The organism is Pontitalea aquivivens, from assembly GCF_046507575.1.
Classification (GTDB): Bacteria; Pseudomonadota; Alphaproteobacteria; order Rhodobacterales; family Rhodobacteraceae; genus Pontitalea; species Pontitalea aquivivens.
Genome location: NZ_JBKFEY010000002.1, coordinates 320,429 through 333,198, shown reverse-complemented (window position 1 = coordinate 333,198; position 12,770 = coordinate 320,429). Strand labels below are relative to the sequence as shown.

Genomic DNA, 12,770 nt, shown 5'->3' with positions numbered 1-12,770 from the left:
TCACAGCGGCAGGCCGACCACGAAACGCGCCCCCAGCGGTTCCGACGTGATGTCGGCATGGGTCGGGCGGATGTTCTCGGCCCAGATCACCCCGCCATGCGCCTCAACGATCTGTTTCGAAATCGCAAGCCCCAGGCCGGAATGATCGCCGAATTGCCCCACGGGCCGCTCGGAATAAAAGCGTTTGAATATCTTTGTCAGCGCCTCTTCGGGGATGCCGGGCCCGGTATCCTCGACCACGACCAGAACCCGGTTTTCACGCCGGCGCGCCCAGACGCGCACCGCATCCCCCTCGTCGCAGAATGAGATCGCATTGGTGATCAGGTTGACAAAGACCTGGGCCAGCCGCGCCTCCAGCCCGGTGATGCGGATCGGGTCGGGGGGCAGGTCAGTGATGAATTCGACCCCCTTTTCGCGCGCTTGTTTGCCCAGATATTCGGTCAGGTTGGACATCATCCGCACCAGATCGAAGGGCTCTTCCTCTTCGCGCACAAGTTCCGAATCCAGCCGTGAGGCGTTGGAAATGTCGCTGACCAGCCGGTCAAGCCGGCGCACATCGTGATCGATCACCTCAAGCAGACGGGTCCGCTGATCCTCACGCCGGACCATGTGCAGCGAGGCCACGGCCGAGCGCAACGAGGCAAGCGGATTCTTGATTTCATGCGCGACATCGGCGGCGAATTGTTCGTTGGCATCGATCCGTTCATAAAGCGCCGCCACCATGCCGCGCATCGCGCCCGACAGACGCCCGATTTCGTCCGGGCGCGCGGTCAGGTCGGGGATGCGCACACGCGACGGCGCCATCTTGCGCGCGTTGCGTTCCTGCCCGATCTCGGCCGCGGCGGCCAGATCGCTGAGCGGGTTGGCGATTGTCGAGGCCAGAACAAGGCTAAGCCCGATGGATACGATCACCGCGATGACGAACATCTGAAGAACCTGTTCCCGTTCCACCCGGACAAGCTCATCAATCTCACCTGCGACCGAGGCCAGGCCCACCACCCCCACGACCAGGTCGCCCTGCCGGATCGGGGTGACGACCGCAAAGATCGCGGCCCCGCCCGGATCGCGGCGCGAGGCGATCTGCGTCTGCCCCTCCAGGGCCGCGGGTGCCAGTGCGCGCACCATGTCCTGCACGCTGGCCGATGCGTCATCGGCCCCGCGCCGCGCCACAAAGCCGGCAATCCCCTCCCAGACATTATTGAGAAAATCGGTGATCAGGGTCGATCGGTGATCAACCCCAAGCCCTGCCACAGCCTCGCGCGTCGCGCGCGCGGCCGGATCGGTCATGCCGACAAGGGCAAGCGAAGGATCGAACAGGTAAAGATCCGCGCCATCGGCAAGCTCGATCCCGGCCATCGTGCGCGCGACATCCACACCATCGCCCGCCGCAAGGTTGACCGGCACGCCAACGGGCAGTTGCGCCTCGAACACGTCGGCGACCAGCTGCGCTTCATTCACAAGCCCGCGTTCACGTTGAAGGACAAGCGAATCCCGAAATGGGTTCAGGTAAAGCACCCCCCCGACCAGCACGATCATCGCCAGCAGGTTGAAGGTGATGATCTTTCGTGCCAGCGGCGAGCGGTTGAGAGAGATCAGCCCCCGCCGCGCCCGACCGGGCAATGTCGCGTCAGGCGACACCCAGTCCTCGCCCAGAACGACATCCGGTTTTGTGTCTCCCGACCGCGTCTTGCCCAATCCGATGCGCCCCGCGACAGTCATTCTTCGTTGTAACGATAGCCGATGCCATAAAGCGTTTCGATGGCCGAGAATTCCTCATCTGCGGTGCGCATCTTCTTTCGCAGCCGTTTGATGTGGCTGTCGATGGTGCGGTCGTCGACATAGACCTGGTCATCATAGGCCACATCCATCAGCTGATCGCGGCTTTTCACAAAGCCCGGCCGTTGGGCCAGCGCCTGCAACAGCAGGAATTCGGTCACCGTCAGGGTAACCTCCTTGCCCTTCCAGATCACCGAATGGCGCAGCGGGTCCATCGTCAGCGAACCGCGGACGATGACCTTGTTTTCCTCGGACGTGGCGACCTCGCCGGTGGAAATCGCCTCCTTGCGGCGCAGCAGCGCGCGGATGCGTTCCACCAGAAGCCGTTGAGAGAAGGGCTTTTTCACATAATCGTCCGCACCCATACGCAGACCCAGAACCTCGTCGATCTCATCATCCTTCGAGGTCAGGAAGATCACCGGCATCGTCGTCTTCTGGCGCAGGCGCTGCAGCAGGTCCATCCCGTCCATCCGCGGCATCTTGATGTCCAGCACCGCCATGTCCGGCAACCGCTTGTTGAAGGCGTCCAGGGCTGCCTGACCGTCGTTATAGGTCTCGACCTCGAAACCCTCGGCCTCTAGCGTCATGGAAACGGACGTCAGAATGTTGCGATCATCATCGACAAGCGCAATTCGTGACATATGTTCTTCCCTTCAACTGCCCGGTTTGTAATTCTTTCACGCCCGATAGTCGGCTTTCCGAGTCGCGGAATCAACACCGTTATACGAATCGGCCCGCGCATCGCATTCATCACAGACGAAAAATCCAAAGGTTTGACTAATTTGCCTCACCTTTTCGGGGTGGTGGCGCTAAACCGGCATTGATTGCGCTAACTGCGGCAAAGCTGCCTGTTCCTTCGCAAATCCTACATGTTATAGGGCGGTCATCCACCGGGTTTGCCGGCCGGATCGGTATCCCAATGGCCCGGGATGCCGAGGGAACCGTTGAAGCGCCGCGCGACGGCATCGGGAGCTTGCAGATGATCAATGGACGTGTGAACCCGGCGAACCGCCTGGAAGATCAGGGCATCACTGGCCTGGGCAACGTTTATTACAACCTGATCGAACCCGCGCTGGTGGAAGCCGCGCTGAAACGCGGCGAAGGCACGCTGGGCAAGGGCGGTGCATTCTACTGCACGACCGGCAAGCACACCGGCCGTTCGCCCAAGGACAAGTTCGTGGTGCGCACCGCGTCGGTCGAAAACGCGATCTGGTGGGAAAACAACGCCCCGATGGACCCGGCCAAGTTCGACGTGCTTTATGCCGACATGCTGGCGCACATGAAGGGCAAGGACTATTTCGTCCAGGACCTGTATGCCGGCGCCGATCCCGAACTGCGCCTGGACGTGCGGGTGGTGACGGAACTGGCCTGGCACGGGCTGTTCATCCGCCACCTGCTGCGCCGTCCCGGCGCGGACGAGGTTTCCGGCTTCCAGCAGGAATTCACCATCATCAACTGCCCCAGCTTCAAGGCCGATCCCGCGCGCCATGGCTGCCGCAGCGAAACGGTGATCGCGCTCAACTTCGACAAGAAGCTGATCCTGATCGGCAACACCGCCTATGCCGGGGAAAACAAGAAATCCGTCTTCACCCTGCTGAACTACTTGCTGCCCGAAAAGGGCGTGATGCCGATGCACTGCTCGGCCAACCACGCGATCGGCGATGTGGCCGACACCGCCATCTTCTTCGGCCTGTCGGGCACCGGCAAGACCACGCTGTCGGCCGACCCCGCGCGCATCCTGATCGGCGACGACGAACACGGCTGGTCGGACCGCGGCACCTTCAACTTTGAAGGCGGCTGCTATGCCAAGACCATCAACCTCAGCGCCGAGGCCGAACCGGAAATCTACGCGACCACCTCGAAATTCGGCACCGTGGTCGAGAACATGATCTTCGACGCGAACACGCTTGATCTGGACTTCGAGGACAACTCGCTGACCGACAACATGCGTTGCGCCTATCCGCTGGACTATATCTCGAACGCCTCGGACAGCTCGCTTGGCGGCCATCCGCGCAACGTGATCATGCTGACCTGTGATGCCTATGGCGTGCTGCCACCGATCGCGCGGCTGACCCCGGCGCAGGCGATGTATCACTTTCTGTCGGGCTTCACCTCCAAGACGCCGGGCACCGAGGTTGGCGTGACAGAACCCACCCCCACCTTCTCGACCTGCTTCGGCGCGCCCTTCATGCCGCGCCGCCCCGAAGCCTATGGCAACCTGCTGCGCGCCAAGATCGCGGCGCATGGCGCGACCTGCTGGCTGGTCAACACCGGCTGGACCGGCGGCGCCTTCGGCACCGGCAAGCGGATGCCGATCAAGGCCACCCGCGCGCTGCTGACCGCCGCGCTGGACGGATCACTGAACGGCGTGACCTTCCGCAGGGATGCGAACTTCGGCTTTGAGGTCCCGGTCGCCGTACCGGGCGTGGACGGCACCCTGCTGGACCCGCGCGCGACCTGGGCCGATCAGGCCGCCTATGACGCGCAGGCCAGAAAACTGGTCGAAATGTTCGCCGCCAACTTCGCCCAGTATGTCCCCTATATCGACGACGACGTGAAAGCGGCCGCCATCGGCTGATCGCGGAACACCGATCACAGTGAAAATCAGGGCCGGGGCGGGAACGCGTCCGGCCCTTTCCTTTGTGTGCGCGGCCCCTAGGCCCGGGGACAAAGTCGCGCCATACTGCGCGCATGATGCCAGGTCCGATCCTTGTTGCGGTGATTGCGGTCGCGCTGGCGCTGGCGGCAGCAAAGCTGGTGCTGTGGATCGCCCGCACGTCCCACCCCCGGCCCACGCCACCACAGGGAAAGGACCTTTGCCTGCCGCCACAGGCAGATACCCCCCTGGCGCGCGCACTTGCCCCGGCGCTGGCCGCCCATCCGGGGGAAAATGGTATCCACGCACTGGTCGATCCGCCCGATGCCTTTCACGCCCGCGTCGGTCTTGTCGACGCCGCGCGCCATTCCATCGATGCGCAATACTATCTTTGGAAGGCGGATGCGGCGGGCCTTGCGCTGCTTCGATCCCTTCGCGAGGCGGCCCGGCGCGGTGTCCGCGTGCGGCTTTTACTGGATGACAACGGCACCGCCGGGCTGGATGACATCCTGTCCCTGTTCAACGCCGAGAACAACGTCGAGGTCCGGCTGTTCAACCCCTTCCCGATCCGGCGCGCGCGGGTGCTGGGCTATCTGTCCGACTTCGCGCGGCTGAACCGGCGAATGCACAACAAGGCGATGATCTTTGATTCGACCGTGGCCGTGCTGGGCGGGCGCAATATCGGGGATGACTATTACAGCAACCTGTCCGGCGATCTGTTCATGGATATGGATGTGGCCGTCGCGGGCCCCGTCGTGGCCGAGCTTTGCGCCCAGTTCGATGCCTACTGGAACGCCCCCGCCGCCATCCCCTTGCGCGCCCTGTGCCCGCCACCGCCGCCCGCCCGCGCAGACAGCCTGCGCGCGGCCGAAGCCAGGGTTCTGGCCCGCCCGGGCGCCGCGATCTACCAGCCCGGCGCAGCACAGGGCAGTCTGGCCGATCAGCTGCAACGTGGTGCGGCAGGCCTTGTCTGGGCAAGGGCCGAGCTGTTGTATGACCCGCCGGAAAAGGTCGAAGGCCGGGTGCGTGAACGCGACATGCTGTGGCGCTTTCTGCGCGCCGCTCTGGGTCGGCCGCAATCCGAACTGGTGCTGATCACGCCCTATCTGGTGCCGGGGCGCGCCGGGCTTCGGGCGATCCGGCGGTTCACCCAGGCGGGCGTGCGGGTACGGGTGCTGACCAATTCCTTCGCGGCCACCGATGTCGGCATTGTGCATGCCGGCTATGCCCATCGGCGCCGCCCGTTGCTGCGCGCCGGGGTCGATCTGTATGAATACGCCGCCGATGCCGAAGGCACGCCCCAGCCGGACCTGCTGGGCAAGCAGGTCAAGGGTACCTCGCCGTTTTCGCGCAACAAGCTGCACGCCAAGGTTTTTGCCGTGGACCGGGCGCGCGTCTTCATCGGATCGTTCAACTTCGACCCGCGATCATTGCGGCTGAACACCGAACTGGGCATCGTGATCCACTCGCCTGAAATCGCGCACATGATCAGCGATGCCTTCAACGGCTTCATTCCCGACAGGTCCTGGCGGCTGACGCTGGCGCGCACCCAAAGGCTACGCTGGCACCGCCCCGACCGCCCGCCGCTTCGGCGCGAACCACACACGACGCTGGCCCAGCGCGTTTTTGTCGTGCTGGCCTCATGGCTGCCGATCGAATGGATGCTGTAACGCGGCGGCCTAGCTTTTGCGGCTGCGCCGGACCTTGCGTGCCACGCCGCGTTCCTTGGCCTTCAGCGCCGCCGACTTGCGGCCCCGCGCGCCCCCCTTGCCGCCATGGCGCCGGCCTGCGGGCAGGGGGCTGCCCTCCAGTTCGAGCAGCTCCAGCATCAGGCCGCCGGTCATCGGGATCGCCTCGGCCAGACGCACGGTGACGCGCTGGCCGACCCCGATGGCCACCCCGCTGTCCGACCCCACCAGCGTCTGCGCGTCGCGGTCGTAATGGAAGAATTCCCGCCCGATTGATCGCACCGGGATCAGCCCGTCCGCGCCGGTTTCGTCCAGCTTCACAAAGGCACCAAATCGCTGCACGCCGCTGATCCGGCCCGCGAATTCGCTGCCCACCCGGTCGGCCAGGTACGCCGCCAGATAGCGGTCTGTCGTATCGCGTTCCGCCGCCATCGACCGGCGCTCGGTATCGGAAATATGCTGGGCGGTTTCTTCAAGCGTCTCGATATCCGCCGGGCTTAACCCGTCATCGCCCCAGCCATGCGCCGCGATCAGCGCACGATGGACGATCAGGTCGGAATAGCGTCGGATCGGCGAGGTGAAATGCGCATAGGACCGCAGCGCAAGCCCGAAATGGCCCAGGTTCTGAGGGTGATAATAGGCCTGCGTCATCGACCGCAGGGTCGAGATGTTCAGCAATTCATCAAACTCGGTGCCCTCGGCCTGCGCCAGAAGCCGGTTCAGATGCGCGGTTTTCAGCACCTGCCCCTTGGCCAGCGCGAACCCCGAGGCCTCGGCGACATCGCGCAGCGCCTCAAGCTTTTCGGGGCTGGGTTCTTCATGGACGCGATACAGAAGCGGGCGGCGCAGGCGCTGCAATTCCTCGGCGGCGGCGACATTGGCCAGCACCATGAATTCCTCGATCAGCCGATGCGCATCCAGCCGGTCCTTGAAGGCGACCGAGGCGACCTTGCCGTCCTCGCCGATCACGATGCGCCGTTCGGGCAGGTCAAGATCCAGCGGCTGACGCGCGGCGCGGGCCCGCATCAGGGCGTTGTAACAGCCATAAAGCGGGGTGATGATGTCATCGACCAGCGGCGCAAGCCGTTCCGAAGGATCGCCGTCGCGCGCGGCCTGCACCTCGGCATATTCCAGCGAGGCCACCGATTTCATCAACCCGCGCGTGAAACGATGCGACAGCTTGTTGCCGGCCGCGTCAATCTTTATCCGCACCGCAATGCAGGCGCGCGGAACATGTTCATGCAACGAACACAGATCGCCCGACAGCCGGTCCGGCAGCATCGGCACCACGCGATCAGGAAAATAGGTGGAATTCCCGCGCTTGCGCGCCTCGTGGTCCAGCGCCGAACCGGGGCGGACGTAATGGGCCACATCGGCAATGGCGACCCACAGGATGAACCCGCCCTCATTGGCAGGGTCGTCATCGGGCAGCGCCAGGCAGGCATCGTCGCGGTCACGCGCATCGGAAGGGTCGATGGTGACCAGCGGCAAATCGCGCAGATCTTCGCGCGCGCCAAGGCCTGCCGGTTCGGCGGTATCGGCCTCAAGGATGACGGGGTCAGGAAAATCGTCGGGGATGCCATGCTGATGGATCGCGATCAGGGACACGGCGCGCGGCGCGGTGGGATCGCCCAGCCGTTCGATGATGCGCGCGCGCGGCAGGCCCAGGCGCCCCCGGGGGCCGGCAAATTCCGCCTCGACCAGTTCGCCGTCGCGCGCCTCAAGGGTCTTGCCGGGCTCAACCGCCCATTCCTTGTCCTCGCCCTTGTCGATCGGCAGGATCCGCCCGCCCTCGGCCGTCTTGCGGAAGATGCCGACGATGCGATGCGCGGCCACGCCGATCTTGCGGATCAGGCGCGCCTCATAGGCGTGATCTTCGGCCGCGACCTCGGTCAGGCGGGCAAGAACGCGATCGCCTTCGGCCACCGGCGCATCCTGGGGACGTGCCACGAACAGGATACGCGGCACCGGACCGGTGCCCGCCCATTCCATCGGGCGCGCGAACAGATCGCCCGCCGCATCAGGGGCCAGGATCTGCACCACGGTGACGGGCGGCAGCTTTTCCACATCGTGGAAGCTGGTCCGGCGCCGGGCAAGGACGCCCTCGGACTCCATCTCCTTCAACAGGCGTTTCAATTCGATCCGCGCGGCGCCCTTGATCCCGAAGGCCTTGGCGATGTCACGTTTTGCGCCGGCGCCGGGGTGGTCGGCAAGCCAGTCGAGGATCTGCTGTTTGGTCGGGATCTGGGTCATGGGCAAGGATTAGCACGGGCCGAGGGCGGCGTCATGACGGAAAGCGCAGCACCCGCGCCAGCAAAGGCGGGGGCGCTGCCCCCGCACCCCCGAGGTATTTTCGGCAAGATGAAAGGGATCACGCGAAATAATCGCGCAGGATGCGGCCGTAGATGGATTTGAGCTGGCCGATCTGGGCGGTCTCGACGCGTTCATCGACCTGGTGCATGGTCTTGCCGACAAGACCGAATTCCAGCACCGGGCAGTGATCCTTGACGAAGCGCGCATCCGACGTGCCCCCCGAGGTGGAAAGTGCCGGCGCCAGGCCGGTTTCCGCCTCGACCGCCGCGGCGACGAGGCGCACGAAATCGCCGGGCGGGGTGAGAAAACTTTCCCCCGAAATCTCGGTGCGCAAGGCCAGGGTGACGCCGGTTTCCGCCTCAACCGTGGTCAGCAAGCCTTCCGCCCAGCGGGTCAGGCTTTCGCCGGAATGGGAATCGTTGAAGCGGATGTTGACCGTGGCGCGCGCCTTGGCGGGGATGACATTGTTGGCCGGATTGCCACAATCGATCGTGGTGATCTGAAGCGTCGAGGCATCGAAATGCGCGGTGCCCTGATCCAGCGGCGCAGCGGTCATCCGCGCCAGAAGCGTGACCAGGGCATGCAGCGGGTTCCTGGCGCGATGCGGATAGGCGGAATGGCCCTGAACACCCTGCGCTTCAAGATAGAGCGTCATCGAGCCGCGGCGGCCGATCTTCATCATCTCGCCCATGTGTTCGGGGCAGGTGGGTTCGCCCACCAGACAGACCGACATCGCCTCGTCCCGGGCGGCCATCCAGTCCAGAAGCGCGCGGGTACCATCGTGGCCTGCGCCTTCCTCATCGCCGGTGATGGTCAGGATCACCGCGCCATCGGGCGGGGTTTCGGTGACGAAATCGACCGCAGCCGCGACAAAGGCGGCAACGCCGGATTTCATGTCGGTCGCGCCACGGCCCCAAAGTTCGTCACCGTGAATTTCGCCGCCAAAGGGATCATGCGTCCAGGCAGATACGTCACCGGCCGGCACCACGTCGGTATGGCCATTGAAGCCGAAGCTGCGCGGCGCGCCCCTGGCGCCCCAGCGGGCAAAAAGATTCGGGATGCCGTTGCGATCGACGCGGTGACATTCAAAGCCCGCATCGCGCAGGATCCCTTCCAGCAGCGTCAGCGCGCCGCCTTCGAACGGGGTGACCGAGGGGCAGCGGATCAGGTCTGCGGTCAGCTTCACGGGATCGAGCGGCATCGGCACCTCCTTCAGATGCCACAGGATTAGCGGCCCGGCGCGCAAGGCACAACTGTTGCCGCCATGCAACCCTGGGGCGTTCCCGGGTGGATGCGCGCAGGAAACGCTCGCCCGGGGCGCGCATGCCGCCCTATCGTAAAAGGCAAGAATGACCCGAGGCAGGGCAGACACCGGGGGGCAAACCCCCGTCAGGGCAGTATCGCCGGATGACCCGTGGCAAGCGGGCGCGGCAGATGTGTTTGCACGGGCCTCCGGGGGCAGGAGGCAGGCATGGCAATGGAAGGCATGGCAGAGGGCGGCTGGATCGCGGCCCATGTGCCGGGGGAAGGCGCGCTGACGCTTGATGCGCGGCCGTTTCCGGCGCTGGCCGGGCGTGGAACGCTGATGCTGGAATTCACCACGGGCACGGATTTCGCCGGGCCAATGCGGCTGATCCATCTGGCAACGCGTGCGCCCGAGCCCCGGCTTTTGTCGCTTGCGATCACGCCCGAGCGGCGGATCGAGGTGGTCCAGCTGCAGGGCGCGGCCTTTCACGCGCTGTCGATCGATGCAAGCGCCGAACTTGCGGCGGGCGGGCGGATGCGGCTGTCCTGGCGCTGGGATATGGCTGGCCGCCAAAGCCTGCTGACGCTGGAGACGCTGGACACCGGAACCCTGCGCCAGAATGCCGGCGCAGATCCGCTGCCCCTGCCCCGGAATGATCTGGAGGCACTGGCCACCGGGACCGGGGCTGCGCGGATCGGGCCGCAGGTGGACTGGCTGGCGATAGGCGACCATCTGCAACCGGTGGGCCCGGCGGGATGTTTCGCCCCGGCGACGCAGATCGAGACACCGCAGGGGCCAAGACCGGCCAATCTGATCCGCGCGGGCGATCTGGTAGAGACCGTCGATGCCGGGGCGCAGCCGGTGCTTTGGTCCGGCCGGGTCAGCCTGCCGGCCCTGGGGGCGCTGCGTCCGGTCCGGCTGTGCGCACCGGCCTACGGACGCACGCGCGACCTGTGGCTGCTGCCGCAGCACCGGATCGCAGTGGCCGGGCCCGTAGTACAAAGCCTTTTCGCCAGCGAAGAGGTTCTGGTGGAATGCCGCCATCTGCTTGATGGACGCAGCGCGCAGCAACCGGATCGGCCCGCTGCGTTGACCTGGCAGGGGATTTTGCTGCAGGATCATCATCTTCTGGTCGCGGATGGTTGCCGGATCGAAAGCCTCGGGCTGGGACAGCTGGCCAGAAGCACGGCCCTGGCGATGACAACGGCGCTGGCCGGTCTTGCCACCACGGGCTGCCTGCCGGTGCATGGCACACCGGCCCGGCCTATCCTGTCGGATCACGACGCGCGCCGACTTGCCGCCGCCCGGGACCGCGGATCGCGCGCCGCCTGAGCCATAGGCAGAGCCGATAAGAAACACGACACAATCATTCCCCTTGCTGCAGCTGCACGAATTTTTATTGCGCAGCAAATCAAGACTGCCTAAGCATTATGCACCTGCAGAAAGGAACCGACTCATGCCGCATGATGGGGCTGCGATGCCGAAAACCGCCATTCTGACCGACCTTCTGGGCCTGACCGAAACCGCTCTGCCCGAGATTTCCGCGCTGACCGCCTCGGCGACCCAGGCGTTGCGTGTCCGGGTTACACGCGATGGCAAGATTTCCGGCGCGGCGCTGGAGGCCGATCAATTCGCGGCCCATGCCCTGTCGTGGTTGACCACCTACAACCACTCGCTGACCCAGCTGCGCGCCTGGGCGGGCCGCCTGGCCGAGGCTGGCCAGTTCGGCGACATGGAGGCCCTGATCCTGCAGATCGGCTTTGGCGAATACCTGTCGCAGATTTTCGGCGGCATCCCGATGAGCCAGGGCGAAACCGCCCGCCTGTCGGACCTTGACCAAAGCTGGACCCCGGGCCCCGCCGCGGCGCAGCTGATCGCCCAGGGCAACACCCCCGCCGCGCGAACCGCGCTGGTCGCCCTGATGCGCGACAATCAGGGCCGGGCGACCTTTGGCGCCTCGGGTCTGGATGACGATCTGGAAATGATCCGCGACCAGTTCCGCCGCTATGCCGACGAACGCGTCGCCCCCAATGCCCATGAATGGCACCTGAAGGACGAGCTGATCCCGATGGAGGTGATCGGCGAACTGGCGGAACTGGGCGTCTTTGGCCTGACCATCCCGGAAGAATACGGCGGGCTTGGCATGTCGAAGGCATCCATGGTCGTCGTGTCCGAGGAACTGTCGCGCGGCTATATCGGCGTCGGCAGCCTTGGCACGCGCAGCGAAATCGCGGCGGAACTTATCCTGTGCGGCGGCACCGGGGAACAAAAGGCCAAGTGGCTGCCCAAGATCGCCTCGGGCGAGATCCTGCCCACCGCGGTCTTCACCGAACCGAACACCGGGTCGGACCTTGGCAGCCTGCGCACCCGCGCGGTGAAAGAGGGCGACGACTGGGTGATCACCGGCAACAAGACCTGGATCACCCATGCCGCGCGCACCCATGTGATGACGCTGCTGGCGCGCACCGACCCGAACACCACCGACTATCGCGGCCTGTCGATGTTTCTGGCCGAAAAGATCCCCGGCACCGACGAAAACCCCTTCCCGACCCCCGGCATGACCGGCGGCGAAATCGAGGTGCTGGGCTATCGCGGCATGAAGGAATATGAACTCGGCTTCGACGGCTTCCGCGTCAAGGGCGAGAACATCCTGGGCGGCGAACCCGGCAAGGGCTTCAAGCAACTGATGGAAACCTTCGAATCCGCCCGGATCCAGACCGCCGCCCGCGCGATCGGCGTGGCGCAGGCCGCGGTCGAGGTGGGGATGCAGTATGCGATCGACCGCAAACAGTTCGGCAAGTCGCTGATCGAATTCCCCCGCGTTTCGGGCAAGCTGGCGATGATGGCGGTGGAAATCATGATCGCGCGGCAGCTGACCTATTTCTCGGCCTGGGAAAAGGATCACGGTCACCGCTGCGACCTGGAGGCCGGGATGGCGAAACTGCTGGGCGCCCGCGTGGCCTGGGCCGCGGCGGACAATGCCCTGCAGATTCACGGCGGCAACGGCTTTGCGCTGGAATATCAGATCAGCCGCATCCTGTGCGATGCGCGCATCCTGAACATCTTTGAGGGCGCTGCGGAAATTCAGGCACAGGTGATCGCGCGGCGCCTGCTGGGCTGATCCTTGTCAAATCGAGGAGAGGCGGGGCAT

Annotated in this window: 8 protein-coding genes; 4 read left to right on the top strand and 4 right to left on the bottom strand. The window is 65.1% G+C overall.

Features of this window, described 5'->3' with window-relative positions; translation table 11 throughout:
- Entirely contained in the window at positions 1-1,719 is a 1,719-nt protein-coding gene (locus ACK8OU_RS05145; protein ID WP_410302314.1) for a sensor N-terminal transmembrane domain-containing protein, read from the bottom strand.
- Positions 1,716-2,417 carry a response regulator transcription factor gene (locus tag ACK8OU_RS05140; protein ID WP_410302313.1) on the bottom strand — a complete coding sequence of 234 codons (702 nt, stop codon included), beginning with the start codon at positions 2,415-2,417 and terminating at the stop codon, positions 1,716-1,718. Before ACK8OU_RS05140 ends, ACK8OU_RS05145 begins: the two co-directional genes overlap by 4 nt.
- A 338-nt stretch (positions 2,418-2,755) precedes the next feature.
- On the opposite strand from ACK8OU_RS05140, the gene ACK8OU_RS05135 reads away from it, so the two are divergent.
- Positions 2,756-4,354: a phosphoenolpyruvate carboxykinase gene (locus tag ACK8OU_RS05135; protein WP_410302312.1), complete on the top strand. Its 1,599-nt coding sequence runs from the start codon at positions 2,756-2,758 to the stop codon at positions 4,352-4,354.
- A gap of 116 nt (positions 4,355-4,470) precedes the next feature.
- A complete protein-coding gene (locus ACK8OU_RS05130; protein WP_410302311.1) occupies positions 4,471-6,042 on the top strand; it encodes a phospholipase D-like domain-containing protein in 1,572 nt (523 codons plus the stop codon).
- Between the two features lie 9 nt (positions 6,043-6,051).
- Here the strand turns inward: ACK8OU_RS05130 and rnr are convergent, their stop codons facing one another.
- Positions 6,052-8,313, bottom strand: coding sequence for a ribonuclease R (rnr, locus tag ACK8OU_RS05125; RefSeq protein ID WP_410302310.1), 2,262 nt, complete (start codon positions 8,311-8,313; stop codon positions 6,052-6,054).
- Positions 8,314-8,431: 118 nt separating this feature from the next.
- Positions 8,432-9,574 carry a succinyl-diaminopimelate desuccinylase gene (gene dapE / locus ACK8OU_RS05120; RefSeq protein WP_410302309.1) on the bottom strand — a complete coding sequence of 381 codons (1,143 nt, stop codon included), beginning with the start codon at positions 9,572-9,574 and terminating at the stop codon, positions 8,432-8,434.
- A 270-nt stretch (positions 9,575-9,844) separates the two neighbouring features.
- Between dapE and ACK8OU_RS05115 the strand changes: the two genes are divergently transcribed.
- Both ACK8OU_RS05115 and ACK8OU_RS05110 read left to right on the top strand, forming a co-directional pair.
- On the top strand, positions 9,845-10,951 hold the full coding sequence (locus tag ACK8OU_RS05115) for a Hint domain-containing protein (RefSeq protein ID WP_410302308.1): 1,107 nt from the start codon (positions 9,845-9,847) through the stop codon (positions 10,949-10,951).
- 124 nt (positions 10,952-11,075) lie between these two features.
- Entirely contained in the window at positions 11,076-12,740 is a 1,665-nt protein-coding gene (locus tag ACK8OU_RS05110) for an acyl-CoA dehydrogenase family protein (RefSeq protein ID WP_410302307.1), read from the top strand.
- Positions 12,741-12,770: the final 30 nt, after the last annotated feature.